Annotated in this window: 14 protein-coding genes and 1 pseudogene; 7 read left to right on the top strand and 8 right to left on the bottom strand. The window is 45.6% G+C overall.

What is annotated here, in order from left to right:
• The first annotated feature begins 77 nt into the window (after positions 1-77).
• Positions 78-1,028, top strand: coding sequence for a DMT family transporter (locus ABIA61_RS10515; protein ID WP_404580693.1), 951 nt, complete (start codon positions 78-80; stop codon positions 1,026-1,028).
• Positions 1,029-1,166: 138 nt separating this feature from the next.
• Here ABIA61_RS10515 and ABIA61_RS10510 read toward each other — a convergent pair whose 3' ends face one another.
• Together ABIA61_RS10510 and ABIA61_RS10505 are read right to left on the bottom strand one after the other, a co-directional pair.
• A complete protein-coding gene (locus tag ABIA61_RS10510) occupies positions 1,167-2,006 on the bottom strand; it encodes a formylglycine-generating enzyme family protein (protein WP_404521120.1) in 840 nt (279 codons plus the stop codon).
• Between the two features lie 292 nt (positions 2,007-2,298).
• The gene (locus ABIA61_RS10505; protein ID WP_404580692.1) at positions 2,299-2,934 is read right to left on the bottom strand and encodes a glycoside hydrolase family 11 protein; all 636 of its coding nucleotides are present in this window, start codon (positions 2,932-2,934) and stop codon (positions 2,299-2,301) included.
• Between the two features lie 444 nt (positions 2,935-3,378).
• On the opposite strand from ABIA61_RS10505, the pseudogene ABIA61_RS10500 reads away from it, so the two are divergent.
• Positions 3,379-3,609, top strand: a pseudogene (locus ABIA61_RS10500) (DUF6809 family protein); the annotation flags it as partial.
• Between the two features lie 418 nt (positions 3,610-4,027).
• On the opposite strand, the gene ABIA61_RS10495 reads toward ABIA61_RS10500, so the two are convergent.
• Positions 4,028-4,420 carry a RidA family protein gene (locus ABIA61_RS10495; RefSeq protein WP_283654790.1) on the bottom strand — a complete coding sequence of 131 codons (393 nt, stop codon included), beginning with the start codon at positions 4,418-4,420 and terminating at the stop codon, positions 4,028-4,030.
• A gap of 105 nt (positions 4,421-4,525) precedes the next feature.
• Between ABIA61_RS10495 and ABIA61_RS10490 the strand changes: the two genes are divergently transcribed.
• Positions 4,526-4,867: a winged helix-turn-helix transcriptional regulator gene (locus tag ABIA61_RS10490; protein ID WP_283654789.1), complete on the top strand. Its 342-nt coding sequence runs from the start codon at positions 4,526-4,528 to the stop codon at positions 4,865-4,867.
• A gap of 263 nt (positions 4,868-5,130) precedes the next feature.
• On the opposite strand, the gene ABIA61_RS10485 is transcribed toward ABIA61_RS10490, so the two are convergent.
• The 3 genes from ABIA61_RS10485 to ABIA61_RS10475 are packed head-to-tail and all read right to left on the bottom strand — an operon-like array spanning position 5,131 to position 7,366.
• Positions 5,131-5,883, bottom strand: coding sequence for an amino acid ABC transporter ATP-binding protein (locus tag ABIA61_RS10485; RefSeq protein WP_404521115.1), 753 nt, complete (start codon positions 5,881-5,883; stop codon positions 5,131-5,133).
• A gap of 15 nt (positions 5,884-5,898) precedes the next feature.
• Positions 5,899-6,558 (bottom strand): amino acid ABC transporter permease, encoded by a 660-nt coding sequence (locus ABIA61_RS10480; RefSeq protein WP_025683112.1) that lies wholly within the window; start codon positions 6,556-6,558, stop codon positions 5,899-5,901.
• Between the two features lie 40 nt (positions 6,559-6,598).
• Positions 6,599-7,366, bottom strand: a complete 768-nt coding sequence (locus ABIA61_RS10475; RefSeq protein ID WP_404521113.1) for an amino acid ABC transporter substrate-binding protein — start codon at positions 7,364-7,366, stop codon at positions 6,599-6,601.
• Between the two features lie 318 nt (positions 7,367-7,684).
• Here ABIA61_RS10475 and ABIA61_RS10470 point away from each other — a divergent pair, with 318 nt between their 5' ends.
• The 4 genes from ABIA61_RS10470 (at position 7,685) to ABIA61_RS10455 (ending at position 11,784) form a co-directional block, all read left to right on the top strand.
• Entirely contained in the window at positions 7,685-8,611 is a 927-nt protein-coding gene (locus ABIA61_RS10470) for an ABC transporter permease (RefSeq protein WP_044646710.1), read from the top strand.
• 1 nt (position 8,612) lies between these two features.
• A complete protein-coding gene (locus ABIA61_RS10465) occupies positions 8,613-9,563 on the top strand; it encodes an ABC transporter permease (protein WP_404580691.1) in 951 nt (316 codons plus the stop codon).
• Positions 9,564-9,760: 197 nt separating this feature from the next.
• The gene (locus ABIA61_RS10460) at positions 9,761-11,404 is read left to right on the top strand and encodes a peptide ABC transporter substrate-binding protein (RefSeq protein ID WP_283654784.1); all 1,644 of its coding nucleotides are present in this window, start codon (positions 9,761-9,763) and stop codon (positions 11,402-11,404) included.
• On the top strand, positions 11,404-11,784 hold the full coding sequence (locus ABIA61_RS10455; protein ID WP_283654783.1) for a DUF3899 domain-containing protein: 381 nt from the start codon (positions 11,404-11,406) through the stop codon (positions 11,782-11,784). Before ABIA61_RS10460 ends, ABIA61_RS10455 begins: the two co-directional genes overlap by 1 nt.
• A gap of 330 nt (positions 11,785-12,114) precedes the next feature.
• Here the strand turns inward: ABIA61_RS10455 and ABIA61_RS10450 are convergent.
• Both ABIA61_RS10450 and ABIA61_RS10445 read right to left on the bottom strand, forming a co-directional pair.
• Positions 12,115-13,460, bottom strand: a protein-coding gene (locus ABIA61_RS10450; RefSeq protein WP_283654001.1) for an IS3 family transposase whose coding sequence is annotated in 2 segments (ribosomal slippage) — positions 12,115-13,076 and positions 13,076-13,460 — 1,347 coding nt in all. Because the reading frame shifts where the segments join, the coding sequence is not laid out codon by codon here.
• Between the two features lie 182 nt (positions 13,461-13,642).
• Positions 13,643-14,320: a vWA domain-containing protein gene (locus ABIA61_RS10445; RefSeq protein ID WP_404580690.1), complete on the bottom strand. Its 678-nt coding sequence runs from the start codon at positions 14,318-14,320 to the stop codon at positions 13,643-13,645.
• Between the last annotated feature and the right edge of the window lie 42 nt (positions 14,321-14,362).

The following is a 14,362-nucleotide window of genomic DNA, read 5'->3' as shown; positions in this document are numbered from 1 at the left end:
CAGCAAATATAGGTATAATTAAAAAGATTTTTCACCTATCATAACACTATTATTATATTTCAAGGTGGAGAATATTCATGGGTAATTCAGCTAGAAGAACAGGATTATTTCTTGTTATAACAGGAGCTATATTTTGGGGGATTAGTGGCACCGTTTCAAAAAAACTCTTTCAACAATTCACAATCGATATAAATTGGCTTGTAACAACACGTTTGCTCATAGCTGGTGTTTTACTTTTGACCGTTCATTTTTTTGTAAAAGACCATTCGCAAATATGGGGTGTATGGAAAAATAGAAGGAGAGCTTTTCAACTCATTGTCTTCGGTTTGGTCGGTATGCTTTCGGTTCAATATACGTATATGGCATCGATCAAAACTGGAAATGCTGCTGTTGCAACGCTATTACAGTATTTAGCCCCCATAATGATTATCATCTATTTAATTCTGCGGAAACACATGGTCTTAACACGAAAGGATTTGTCAGCTATTATCCTTGCTTTAGCTGGTTGTTTTTTCTTATTAACAAACGGCTCCATTTCACAACTATCCGTGCCGAAAATCGCAATAATTTGGGGGCTTTTATCGGGAATAGCGATGGCTTTTTATACCTTGTACGCAATTCCTCTTTTGAAGCAATACGATTCCCTCGTCATTGTTGGTTGGGCTATGATCATCGGCGGTTTCGGATTAAGTTTTATCCATCCACCTTGGCATATAGACTTTAAAAACTTGACACTAGAAACCTCTTTATATTTAGTATTCGTTATCATATTCGGCACAATGATAGCATTTTGGTTCTATATAGAAAGTTTACAAAGTCTTTCACCAAAAGAAACGAGCCTTCTAGGTAGTTTGGAACCACTAGCTGCTGTTTTAACAACTGCATTTTGGTTAAAAGAGCCTTTTGGATTTTTCCAATGGATTGGTGTAATATGTATCATCGGACTGATTTTGTTAATGGCATTCAATAAAAAGGCTTCTTCAAATAACCAATCGAAAAAAGATGAAGAGCCCCTCAGAGTCAGCTAATTTTACTGGGGGGGTTATTACGGTAAACTACCCGTTAGTTGAGAAAACGGCAGCCACTTTAACGATTGCCGTCTCTTCATGTTAATTAAGCTATTGTTTTAAATTCGTTTAACAATATTTTGGTGTGACTTGTTCCAATTATTCTTTACGAGCTACACGAAACCCTTGATCGGGACCAAAGCCATTCGCATCGAACTTGCCTCGGAAGGATATCTCGTTGTTGCTGACGTTGCCAATCCAACCGCCGCCCTTCACTACCCGGAAGGAACCGCTTTGACTATCCAAATCTCCGTACCAGTCCCAGCACCATTCCCTTACGTTGCCAGACATATCGTAAATTCCTAACTCGTTGGGTTTCCGGGTACCGATCGATTTTGTTTTATTATGGTTGCTCTCTATGATAGGCCAGTTCCAGTCTCCAGATAAGTATTTGTCTCCGGCGTTTTTCCAATACCATGCGACCTCGTCGGCATTATTGCTTCCACTGTATGTGTAGCCCTTGCTCGCCTGACCTCCGCCTGCAGCATATTCCCACTCCACTTCTGTAGGCAATCGGTAACCGTTAGCTCCCTCATTAATCGTTACTGTCCATTTTATATTATCGTTATCATTCTTATTATTCGGGTCTTTTTTATCCTTGTCTATGTTGTAATACGGTTTTAAACCCTCTCGTATACTTCTTTGATTACAGTACTCCACAACGTCATACCAACTCACCATTTCTACTGGCATCTTGTCGCCTATGAATTGTGAGGGATTACTTCCCATGACTTCAACCCACTCTTTTTGAGTTACCTCGTATTTACCGATATAAAAGTTCGATAGAGTCACGTTTTTTCCAGAGTGGTTGGACTTGTTGTTCTGAAAAGCCCCACCTTCCACGTACACAAGGTTATCCTTTTTTTCAGGCTTATCTGGTGAACAAGCGCTGATCACAACCATTGTTGCTATTAAAAGGAACATTAATAGCTTTCTCATTGATATATCTCCTTTAAGCTGATTGGAAAAATGATAGGCCATAACGGCCTGCAACTCGCCTCCAGCAGCGTCGAAGGCCGTTCGCCTGGCAGGAAAACAGCCCACAACGCATCCGAACTGACGGATAGACTGGAGGGGAACGGCCATCGGCCTGTCTACAATGCTTAGGGCTCGGGGAGTCCTCCATGATCGATTCATTTAAACCCTATCTATCAGACAGCTCTCAAAACCCGCTTATCCCGTGAGACAGTCCCAACCGCGCCTGTTCGTTGAACAGCTTGCAGTTGATTGGTTACCACACCGTTACGTTAGAGCTCCCGCTACTCTGATACCCCTCTGTCGCCAACACCTGGTAAGACCAGCTACTTCCCAGATTCATTCCTTTGCTCGCCCATGCGTTCACGTGGTTACTGAAAGTGATCGCGGAGTTGCCCCCGGTCGCTCTCTTCGACTGTCGAACACTCCAGTACTGAGCAAACGTTTGTGTGCCGTCAATGGAAGGTGCGTTGTATCGCATTGTTGTGTAGATGTCATATGTGCCCCCATCACTGGTCACCGTACCTTTATACGTTCCGGTAGGTCGATAAGTCCCCCAGCTATCAACGACGTAATATTCGATGAGTGCGTTTCTCGTCCACCCGTAGAGAGTCAAATACCCATTGCCAGACGGCGCCCAGACGCCAGCATTGTAGTTAATCGTCCTGTTTGGTGATCCGGTAGTCCAGCCTTTGCCGACAACAAAATTCCCGGTATTTTGCCATGTCACGCTGTAATTACCGCCTGATCCATTAACAGCATTGACCGTCCCGCCGCCATCGGTCCAATTTTGCCAATAGTCTGTCGCTGCACTTGAGGTTGTTGCAAATAACCCAAAACTCATGGAAGCTGCAAGAACTACTGTCATCATTTTCTTACTAAACTTAAACATACTTTACCTCCTAAAATTTTTGTGTTTGTCCCATACACCTGCTTGTTGGTTGATTCTCTTTGCAGCACACATCACTTATCCGTGCCATATCCCGTTTTTTTACTTTTACCTCCTTTCTGAGTAAATTATAGAATGATAGCGCTTACATAAAAACCTAACAAATTAAAGCTTTAACTCTATTATGTTTAGCTTTCTTTGAATTTTACAGAACCCGTTGAAGGGTAATCGGGTTTCGTAACGTTGGAAGAAGGTCTTCGCTGCTTTTAATTAATTCGAGCAATATGCGAATCTATCTTTATGTCGGATTTTTTAGATATTCATTTAATCGTAAAACTAAAGAAGTTGCCATTGGTAACTGGGGTTTGAGATCGAAGGCATATTAAAAAAAGAACAAAATTCTGTCGACAGTAAGTACCACAACACAGTTAAGATGGGAATTGGCATCCCAGTGAACAAATAAAGTCTACCAATCCTGAGTCTCAAAAAGTGAATCAAAAAATTAGTGAACATATGGAGATGCTGAAAAATAAATTATCAGAAGTCGATTTTGAGCAAATGGAAGTCATATTTGATTTATTAAACGAGTCAACCTCCCTGCACTCCGCAGCAGCATTCATCCACGGGTATCGAACGGGAGCCTTAACGATGATTGAAGTATTTAGCGAGGAGAAGTAATTTGTTGATGGTAATAAACCATGAAGATTGACAATGTCCTCAGTTATAAACGTACCATTTAATGGATGGTTTCATTAAAAACACATAAAGAGGAAAACGTACAACGAGGAAGCGTATAACAGAATAGTTGCACTTGCTGCCACATAAAAATACACCCTCGCAAACATAAAGTGCGTGAGTGTATTTTTGTGATTAAGCCGATCTTTATTCCATTGTAATTCTGTTTATGAGTTTATTTAAAATAGGTATCTCTCCAGACAGATTCTTTAAATCAAATGTTTTTCTGGCGCAAAACTCCCCCGCGAGCAGTGCAGTTTTGCACCAGCGTATGGTGCTGGATTTCAGTATCCGACGACCCTTCCGCTTCTAACCAATAGCGGTCGCGCCTTCTCGAAGCCCACCGACCGCGGTGGCCGAATTAGTCAGTGTGTGCGACGGCGCGGATTTCAACCAGTTGGTGAGGGAACGCCAAACCCGACACACCGATGAGGGTGGCGGCTGGTCGATGGTCTCCCACATACTCCTTCAACAGAACGACGCACTGCTCGAAATGCTCTTGCGGGTTTGTCAGATAGACCTCGACCTCAGCGATGTTCGATCTCGTGACACCAAATCCCGCCAGCACGTGATCGAGATTCTCTAGTGTCTGCCGGGTCTGTGCCTTGATATCGCCCTCGCCAACGAACGCGCCCTGCATATCGTGGGAAAATTGTCCCGAAATGTAGATGGTGCCGTTGACGCTGTAGCCTTGGGTGACGCCAAAAGCTTCTTCCCATGCAACACCGTGATTGTAGGTTATGGCATTAGTCATTTTTTTCTCTCCTTTATTTCAAAGTAATGTTAGTATAAAATGAACGCAAATAAAAAAGTAGTACGCACTATTTGGATAGATACTACCGGAAAGGATAGTGTAAATATGAGTATGGCTGAATATAAAGGTAAAGTTAAAAATATTAAAGATACCCCTTTTGGTTATACATTGTCAGTTATTGGTGGGAAATGGAAGATGGTTATTATTTACCTCCTAGCAGAAAACCAACCGGTTCGCTTTAATGATCTGAAAAGACAGATAGGAGCTATTACTTATAAAACATTGAGTTCACAGCTTAAAGAATTGGAAGCGGATGGTATGGTGAATCGGAAAGAGTATCCCCAAGTTCCCCCTAAAGTCGAGTACCGTCTCACAGATAAAGCGGAAACACTATTACCTACTTTGGAAGGGTTATGTGAGTGGGGAGTAAAAAACCAAAATAATTAAATCCAGTTTTCTAATTGCTCCCGGTATATGAGTTCAGAAAAAAGCACTTCAAACGGCAAAAGTAATCTTTTGCCTTGAAGTGCTTTGCTTTGTATGCAAATCCCTTTACTTCGCTTCTGCCGCTCGATATTGGGCCAGTCGTTCCTTGACCATGGCGGGGTCGACTTAACGACCTGATACGTGCCTATACCACCTGCTTAAAAATAGGTTGCCTGCACAGGTGGTCGGTCAGCGCAGCGCCTCTCCTGAGAACAACTATATTTTTAATCCCCCACCCGATTCAAAAACACCTTCGTCCGCTCTAGCTGCGGATTACCAAAAATCTGCTCTGGTGTACCGGATTCCGCAATTTCACCATTATCCATAAAAATGACACGATCCGCCACATCTCTCGCAAAGTTCATTTCGTGGGTCACGATGACCATCGTCATATGTTCCTCAGCCAGCTTTTTGATAACTCGCAGCACCTCGCCCGTCAGCTCGGGATCAAGGGCCGAGGTCGGCTCGTCGAACAGCAAAATGTCGGGATTCATCATCATTGCCCGGGCAATCGCCACACGCTGCTTCTGTCCGCCCGACAGTCGGGACGGATACGCATCCGCTTTATCCGCCAAGCCGACTTTAGCCAGCAGTTCAACGCTTTGGCGGCGCAGCTCGGCCTTGCTCGTTTTTTTCACCAGCTTTGGAGCCAGCTCCAGATTATCCTGCACCGTCAAGTGAGGGAACAGATTAAAATGCTGGAACACCATGCCCATCCCGGTGGTAATACCTTTAATGTCGCCTGCCGGGGCGTACTGACCATTTTCCACCAAAGCTTTATCATGAATGCGGATCGTCCCGCCCGTCACATCCTCCAGATGAACCAGACTGCGAAGCATCGTGCTTTTCCCCGAGCCAGAAGGACCGATGACCGCAACGACCTCACCCGCCTTGACGTTAAAGCTCACTCTTTTCAGAACGTCGAGCTTACCGAACGATTTTTTCAAATCGATTACTTCTATTGCGTTAGTGTTCATATCCCGACATTCCTTTTACTCGAATTTAAAACGTTTTTCCAGCGCTCTAAAGAATAGCGTCAGCACCAAAGCCAACAACAAATAGATCATAGCCGCTACAAAATAAGGCACAATCGTAAAATCACGGTTCACAGCCGTATTCGCAAAATGTAGCAGCTCCGGTACAGCTACCGCATATAGCAACGCCGTATCTTTGACCAGTGTTGTGGCCTCATTCGTGACCGCTGGCAAAGCAATCCGTACCATTTGCGGCACAATGACTCTAATCAGCGTCTGCGACTTGCTCAGGCCCAGCACTTGAGAAGCTTCGTATTGCCCCTTATCAATCGACAACATTCCGCCTCTGAAAATTTCAGCAAAATAAGCCGCATAATTCAGCACAAACGCCAGCAACGCAGCCGTTGTCCGGTCCAGCACCAGATACTCCCCGATCACAGGCAGCATCGGCAGACCAAAGCAAAAGAACAGCAGTTGCAGCAAAAGCGGTGTGCCCCGTATGACATAAATGTACGTATGCATCAGCCAGGCAATAGGCTTAATCCGACTTTTCGCCAGCAACGTAACGATAAATCCCAGCGGAATGGACAAGATGAGCGTGATGAAAAATAAAATAACCGTCATCTGCGCCCCTTCGAGCATAGGCTTCATAATTCGTAAAATATAATCCATACTCATAACCTTCGACTCCTAAACCCTTAGTTCAATACGCTACGTATTAATTCAAAACTTTATCTTCACCAAACCACTTTTTCGAAATTTCAGCGGCTTTACCGTTCTTCTGCAGCTCATCCAAAGCGGATTGTAACTGCGTTAGCAGCTCGTCGTTCCCTTTTTTCACGCCGATACCGTACTCCTCAGGGGCCAGCGATTCGCCAAGCAGTTTATACGTTCCTGGCTCTTTGGACATGTAGTATTTGGCTACCACTTCGTCAATGACAACCGCATCCAGACGTCCGGTTTTCAGATCGGTCAACGCAAGCACATTATCGGGATACTCAGACACCTGTTTCAGTTTGCTCTTGATCGGATTCGCATCCAGTGCATCGGCTGCCGAGGACAATGTTTGAAGACCCACGTTTTTGCCCGCCAGATCGTCCAGCTTCGAGAGATTGGATTTGGCCGGAAGCGCGATCACCTGACTATTTTTGAGATACGGCTTCGTAAACAGCACCTTTTCCTTGCGCTCATCCGTAATCGTATATCCGTTCCAAATCAGATCAATACGGCCGCTGTTCAGCTCAGATTCTTTGGCAGACCAGTCAATGGGCTGAAATTCCACTTGCTTGCCCATCTGCTCCGCAGCCGCCTTGGCGTAATCAATATCAAATCCGGTCAGCTCGTTATTTTCATCTCTAAAACCCATCGGTGCAAATTTATCATCAATTCCGATGATCAGCTTGCTGTTATCTTTACCACCGGAACATCCGGCCAAAACGATCATAATCAATCCAATCATCATTGTGAACATGGCTGTTTTTTTCATTTTATTCCCTCCAGCAATGGTAACCTCCCTATCCAAAGGACAGGCGGCAAACGCTTTAGTTCGTTAACACGTTATCAGAGTATCATCATAACATACCACAGGATACTCGTCGAGAGGAAGGAGCGGAATCTTGGCCTTATAAAAATGGAAAACCTGTGACGAAAATTTGACCAATGTTCTATAATGTAAAACCTTACCTTGACACGTTGCCAAAACCGTTTTATCATTTCCTAGTATTCTTATATACTTTTATTTATTTCATAAATTTAGCAGCAATAGTATGTAAATCAGCTTGATAGACAGGAGAAATAAAGCCCCATGTACATTTTAAAACGTCTTTTTACGATGCTCGTTACATTGTGGATTATCGTCACTTTAACGTTTATCATCATGCACATCATTCCGGGGGACCCATTCTCGAACGATTCTAAAACGATTCCGGAAGCAGTGCTGCAAAACATGCGTGCCAGATACAATCTGGACAAGCCGCTTGCCGTACAGTATGTGTTGTATCTGAAAAATTTGCTGGTGCTGGATATGGGCCCATCTATTCAATCAAAAACGACGGACGTAAACATGCTCATTGCCAGAGGTTTCCCACCTTCCGCATTGCTCGGCATTCAATCCATCGTAGTTGCGATTATTGCGGGTATTGCGCTTGGAACGCTGGCTGCTTTACATCATAATCGACCATTGGATTATATTTCGATGTTTATTGCCATTGTCGGTATTTCCGTGCCCAGCTTCATTTTGGCACCGCTTTTAATCAAATATGTCGCCGTCAAATGGCATCTGCTCCCGGTCGCCTCATGGGGAACCTGGCAGCACACGGTGCTTCCATCGCTGGCTCTGGCCGTTTCACCTCTCGCCGTCATCGCCCGCTTCATGCGGACAAGCATGCTTGAAGTGATGCATCAGGAATACATACGCACCGCCAAGGCGAAAGGGCTGTCCTCTTGGGCCGTAGTCATCCGTCACGGATTACGCAACGCGTTAATTCCCGTGCTGTCCTTCATCGGACCCCTGTTCGCTTCCGTCATTACAGGTACCTTTGTTGTGGAAAAAATATTCGCCATTCCCGGCATCGGTAAATACTTTGTAGACAGTATATTTAACCGGGACTATCCGGTCATTATGGGCACAACCATTTTTTACAGTGCCATTCTGGTCGTCACCTTATTTTTAATTGATATTTCCTATCGTCTTGTCGATCCGCGAATCAAATTAGTCAGCAAAGGAGATTAACATGAAAGCAGCACCCACTGTCGAAAGGGACAGCCTGTTCAGTCCCGTTGACCGCAGCCAGCTACCCGCCCCCATATTGTCCAGACCCAAAGAATCACTATGGCGGGATCGGCTTCGCAGACTTTTTAACAACAAGCTCTCTCTACTGGGGCTTTCCTTACTTATCATTATTATCGCGCTGGCAATTGCCGGGCCTTCCATGGTTCCTTATGCACCCAGTGACCAATCCCTATTAAAGACGAACCTTCCTCCTTCGGGAGAGCATTGGTTTGGTACGGATGATCTGGGAAGAGACGTATGGGCACGGACCTGGGCCGGGGCGAGAATCTCGCTGATGATCGGCTTTGCCGCTGCCGCCATTGATTTGGTGCTTGGCATTCTCGTCGGCTGTATAGCCGGATATTGTGCGGGACGTGGCAAAACGGGCGACCGGATTGACAGCAGCCTGATGCGTATTATTGAGATTTTGTACAGCATTCCTTATTTGCTGGTCATCATTTTGTTGCTTGTCATTATGAAACCGGGACTGCTCACGATGATTATTGCCCTATCCATCACTGGATGGGTGGGTATGGCTCGTGTCGTTCGGGGGCAAATTTTACAGCTCAAGCAGCAGGAATATGTGTTAGCCGCCCGTAGTTTGGGGACCTCCCATTCGCGCATTATTTTCAAGCATTTGCTGCCGAATGCAGCGGCGATCATTATCGTGAATCTGACGTTCACCATCCCCTCGGCTATTTTTGCTGAATCGTTCCTGAGCTTTCTCGGTCTGGGGATTCAATCTCCTTCCGCCAGTTGGGGGACGATGGCTAACGATTCACTCGGGGTCATTTTAAGCGGACAATGGTGGCGCCTGTTCTTCCCCGGACTGATGATCTCGCTCACCATGCTGGCGTTCAACACGCTCGGAGACGGGCTTCAGGATGCGCTTGATCCGCGTTCACAGCATTAATAACAGGGATTTACAAATGGAAAAAGGAGGGGTGTCTACCATGATCCGCAATTTCTCGCCCAACAGCAGAACCAACGGCAGCTCCTTTATGGAACTCCGCACACGCGGCATACCTGCCGGAAAGGAGGATGAATAAATCCCGGTACGGTGCACGTTATCTTTTGGACAACTAACAAACTTAATGGAGGAATTATACGATGAAAAAAATGCATTGGATGACTGTCATTTTACTGTTGGCAGTAACGGCTTTGGCCGGATGCTCTGGCAATACAGACAAAGCAGCAAGCAATGATCCAGCCGCTGCGCCGCAAGCAGATGTTCCACAGGAAATTACAGCCAACCTGGCAGGTGGCGAGCCTTATACACTGGACCCTGCTTTTGCATCGGATACAACGTCCTACTTTGTTATTGATAACCTGTACGAAGGTCTGTATACATATGACAAAGCCGGTAAAATCGTAGAGGGCGCTGCCAGCAAAGTAGACGTAACTCCTGACGGCAAAACATACACCTTCACCATCCGCGACGGCGCGAAATGGTCGAATGGCGATCCGCTTACTGCAAAGGATTTTGAATACTCCTGGAAACGGGTCCTGAATCCGAAAACGGCTGCCTACGATCCTTCCGCTCTGTACTACATCAAGGGAGCCGAAGCCTACAACACAGGCAAAGGTAAAGTCGAAGATGTGGGCGTTACAGCCAAGGACGACAAAACCCTTGTGGTCGAGCTGAAATCACCGCTAAGCTTCTTCCCAACGATCGCAGTGGGTCATGCGTATCTGCCCGTAAACCAATCCGTGGTTGAGAAAAGCGACAAATGGGCGGCAGAAGCCAACACCATTGTCGGCAACGGCGCGTATGTAGCCAAGGAATGGAAGCATAATGAGCAAATTACATTGGCGAAAAACGATCAATACTGGAACAAAGATGCCATTACGATGGCAACGATTAACTTTAAAATGGTTCAAGACTCCACAACCTATTATCAAATGTACAAAACAGGCGATCTGGACCTGATTTTGGGTCTTCCCGTTGATACGCTGGATCAGGAGAAGAGCAACAAGGAATTTTTGTCGCATCCATCTTTCAGTGTGTACACGTATTCTTTTAACGTAAAACAAAAGCCTTTTGACAATAAAAAAATCAGACAGGCCATTGCTTACGCGATTGACCGTGAAATCCTGGCGACCAACGTAACCAAAGGTGGCGAAACTCCGGCTTACGGATACGTACCATACGGAACAACAACTCCATCCGGTAAGGACTTCCGTGATGAAGCGCCGAAGAAATACTATGAGTTTGATGCTGCAAAAGCAAAACAATTGCTGGCCGAAGGTCTGAAAGAAGAAGGTTTGGCCCAACTGCCACCGATCACCTTCAAGTACAACACTTCGGACAAGCATAAAAAAGTAGCTGAAGCGATTCAGGAAATGCTGAAAACGAACCTGGGTGTTGAAGTGACGCTGGAAAATCAGGAATGGAAAACGTACATTGATACCTTTAAACAAAAGAACTTCCAGATCGCCCGCATGGGCTGGGAAGGAAACTTCCTTGATCCGCTCGGCGTATTGGGACACTACACTTCCAAAAACTCGAACAACTTTACCAACTGGAGCAATCCGGAGTATGACAAGCTGATCGAATCTTCTACCTTCGAGCTTGATCCGGCAAAACGCTTCGAGCAGCTTCATCAGGCTGAGGACGTATTGATGGAGGATCTGCCAATTATCCCGATCCAGTTCTCTGCGGACACGGCATTGATCAGTCCTAAAGTTCAAGGCATCGTATTTGACGCTCGTTCGAACCCGGACCTTCGTTTTGCCAAACGGGTCGAAAAATAATGTTTTTTCGTTTCGGGATAACGGCCCTGATCATCGGTACCTTTGGCTATCTGTACGCCTCACCCCATCTTCTGGATGGCCGTGAAAATATGGCTACCGCGAATCTGCTATTCCTGTTGGGCTTGCTGGGCTTGGTGATCGGCGCAATCTTCCACGTCCTGCAAAGCGGGTTTCTCACCCTCTTCCTGCGGGGATTCGCCGACATCAGACATCTGTTCATCCGACAATCCAAGGCACTACAGGAGGAAAACGAACGCTTGCGTTCGGATGAGTCTCTAACTGCCTGGAAAACGTCTGTGTTCCGACATCTCAAGGTGTACACCTCGGGATGCGGTACGGGGCTTGTGCTTTGCTCGCTGGTTTTAATGGGAATAGGTTAAAGCGTGTGAGAAGCTTTCTTACGGTTGGTAGGCGCTGCGCGTGCAGATTGTTCTTCCGATCGCTGTTATTCCCGGATTTCTTTTGAATAAGAGCCTGTAAAGGGTGAAATCCGGGAATAAAGACGAACGCTTCGCTTCTTCAGAACAATTCTGCCCGCCCCTCTTTCCACCCCTACACCCTTCTATACGTTTTAGAAGGGTGTAGGGGTGGAAAGAGGGGCAGGCCAAGTGGTTAAACTTGGCCTGCCCCTAGACAATACAAAAAAAGAGAGTTCCGCGGAGTTGTGAACTGTGACCCTATTTGTGGACACATAAAAGAAAAGAGTTAGATTATGCTGTTAATAGATGGTTCCTGTATTCATCAGGAGTCATCTTTTTTAATGTCCATTGATACCGATCGGTGTTGTAGTAATCCATGTATTCATTAATGCGTGCCCGTAATTCCTGGAGAGTAACGCTGTCCCTATACTCGAGTTCATCCTTCATATGACCGAAGAAAGACTCCATGGAGGCATTGTCCCAGCAGTTACTCTTTCGCGACATGGACTGCTGGAAGCCTATCTCTTTAACTCGAGCTTGGAACCTCGGATTCGTGTAGTGAAAACCTTGGTCAGAATGGATGGTGGCTTCGGGGTGAATGTTGCCATCCAGTCGTTGAATCAACCTGTCCAAGGTTCGATCTACGATCGTCATTTCTAAGGACGAGGATACATAATGAGCAAGAATCTGTTTGCTTGCACCGTCCTTTACACAGGACAAATACGCACATTGCCCCTGACCATAGTGCAGGTATGTGATGTCTGTGAGAAAGACTTTCTCCGGCTCGCCCTGGTCAAACTGACGCTTAAGGTGATTAGGGAGTGTCTGGTGCTCTTGTGTGGCCTTTACAAGCTTACGGTACGGATTGGCCTGGCGTATCTTGGCCACCAACCCGTATTTACGCATGATACGGCGAATTTTCTTATGGTTCATGATGACGCCACTCTTATGCTCCAAGCACATTTTTAAAACAAGTGCTCCCACTTTCCCATTACGTTTTTCAAAATGTTCCCTGATGAGTAACAGATCCTGTTCGTCTGCTTCTTCTCTCAGCTGTCGTGCTTGTTCAGCGGCTAACCACCGGTAGTACCCGCTTTTACTGACATTCGCCATTTTACAAAGATGATGAGTCATCTTCTCAAGTTGATGCTTACGGATGGTACGATGGATGAGTTCGAAGCGCTCAGAGGGTGTCAGCGTTGGTTCTGCTGGGCTTGTCTCTCGAGCGCCTCGAGCTTTTTTAGGAAGTCGTTCTCCGCTTCCAGGAGCTTTATCCGTGCCTCAGCTTGTGCAAGCTTCTTCTCCATCGACTGTTCTGCTGCGGGCCTTCCCGTGCTGCCTTTTCCTCGTTGCTCTTCCAGAAGACCGGCTTCACCTTGAGAAGCAAAGGTTCTTCTCCAACGTTTTAAGCATCTATTCGGATTCTCCCGTCCGATCATATCTAAGTTGAATCCTGCCTCCCTGAAGATTTCCGCAGGAGTTTTCCCCTCCTGATAGGCCTTTAGAGCTGCCAACTTGAATGTGGGTTGGTAAGCAATAGAACGCTCTGTAATATGCAATACGTTAGTATTATCCTCCATCTGGCGGATCTGACTTTCACTAAACCTTTGCTCACCGGTAGACCAACGGTTCCCCATTTTGTATCCCCAACCTTTCGTGTATACCGATAATAAACGCAAAGAGACCCGAGAGAGGTCACTTTTTTTCAAAGTGTCCATCTTTCGGGTCACAGTTCATTTATTCGTGGGACTCTCTTTTTTTAATATCTATTTTTCAACTCAAGCTTTGTAGAAATCTCACATTACAAGGCCTACTAAGCTTAATAAATATGCTTGTCTTTCGCTTCTTGCAGCCATAAAGGGAACTCGTTAAGCAATAGTTCGTACAATGCATTGTCTTCCATAGATTCGATATCTTGGATTTGAAAAAAGTTAGCGTTATCTACCACACGACCTTCTATGTTGTCGAGCTTTTTTAATACGCCAAAATCGGACTCACCCACACCGATAAATTGCCAGAAAATCGGTTCTCCTGACGAATCAATTACCGCGTTGTCGATGTTGTCTCCTTTTCCACGTTTCACACCGCCATCATTAATAAAAATAACAAAAGCCGGATCAGCAAAAGGCTCTTCCTTGGTGTATTTGGCGATGACATCCCGCATTACAGGCGGCTCATCATTACGACCGAACTTGGGCAAATAATCATTGGACAAAATGTGTCTTTCAACATAGCTATCAACGTCATTTTCGGTAACGGACGGCAAACGCGAAAAACGGTGATCATACACCCATACGTCCAGCACACCATCATCATCCAAAGAACTCGCTACCGCGACAATTCGCTCCAACACCTTTTGAACGGTTCCATTTTTGTACAAACTTCTCATAGATCCTGAAATATCGAGCACCAATCCAACTCTCGCAGTCACATTCGTTAGATTCTTTTTAGTCAGTACCAGTTGCGCATTCTTTTTAAGCAAAGAAATACCGCTCATATTCCCCACGCTCCTCTATGATGTTTGCCTTAGTCCGTCTAA

Source organism: Paenibacillus sp. RC21, assembly GCF_044907935.1.
Taxonomy (GTDB): domain Bacteria; phylum Bacillota; class Bacilli; order Paenibacillales; family Paenibacillaceae; genus Paenibacillus; species Paenibacillus terrae_A.
This window is presented reverse-complemented; position numbering and strand designations above follow the sequence as displayed.

Excerpts from the sequence above, each read along its gene's own strand:
- ABIA61_RS10515 (WP_404580693.1), top strand. The coding sequence starts at position 78 with ATGGGTAATTCAGCTAGAAGAACAGGATTATTTCTTGTTATAACAGGA.
- ABIA61_RS10510 (WP_404521120.1), bottom strand. The coding sequence starts at position 2,006 with ATGAGAAAGCTATTAATGTTCCTTTTAATAGCAACAATGGTTGTGATC.
- ABIA61_RS10505 (WP_404580692.1), bottom strand. The coding sequence starts at position 2,934 with ATGTTTAAGTTTAGTAAGAAAATGATGACAGTAGTTCTTGCAGCTTCC.
- ABIA61_RS10495 (WP_283654790.1), bottom strand. The coding sequence starts at position 4,420 with ATGACTAATGCCATAACCTACAATCACGGTGTTGCATGGGAAGAAGCT.
- ABIA61_RS10490 (WP_283654789.1), top strand. The coding sequence starts at position 4,526 with ATGAGTATGGCTGAATATAAAGGTAAAGTTAAAAATATTAAAGATACC.
- ABIA61_RS10485 (WP_404521115.1), bottom strand. The coding sequence starts at position 5,883 with ATGAACACTAACGCAATAGAAGTAATCGATTTGAAAAAATCGTTCGGT.
- ABIA61_RS10480 (WP_025683112.1), bottom strand. The coding sequence starts at position 6,558 with ATGAGTATGGATTATATTTTACGAATTATGAAGCCTATGCTCGAAGGG.
- ABIA61_RS10475 (WP_404521113.1), bottom strand. The coding sequence starts at position 7,366 with ATGAAAAAAACAGCCATGTTCACAATGATGATTGGATTGATTATGATC.
- ABIA61_RS10470 (WP_044646710.1), top strand. The coding sequence starts at position 7,685 with ATGTACATTTTAAAACGTCTTTTTACGATGCTCGTTACATTGTGGATT.
- ABIA61_RS10465 (WP_404580691.1), top strand. The coding sequence starts at position 8,613 with ATGAAAGCAGCACCCACTGTCGAAAGGGACAGCCTGTTCAGTCCCGTT.
- ABIA61_RS10460 (WP_283654784.1), top strand. The coding sequence starts at position 9,761 with ATGAAAAAAATGCATTGGATGACTGTCATTTTACTGTTGGCAGTAACG.
- ABIA61_RS10455 (WP_283654783.1), top strand. The coding sequence starts at position 11,404 with ATGTTTTTTCGTTTCGGGATAACGGCCCTGATCATCGGTACCTTTGGC.
- ABIA61_RS10445 (WP_404580690.1), bottom strand. The coding sequence starts at position 14,320 with ATGAGCGGTATTTCTTTGCTTAAAAAGAATGCGCAACTGGTACTGACT.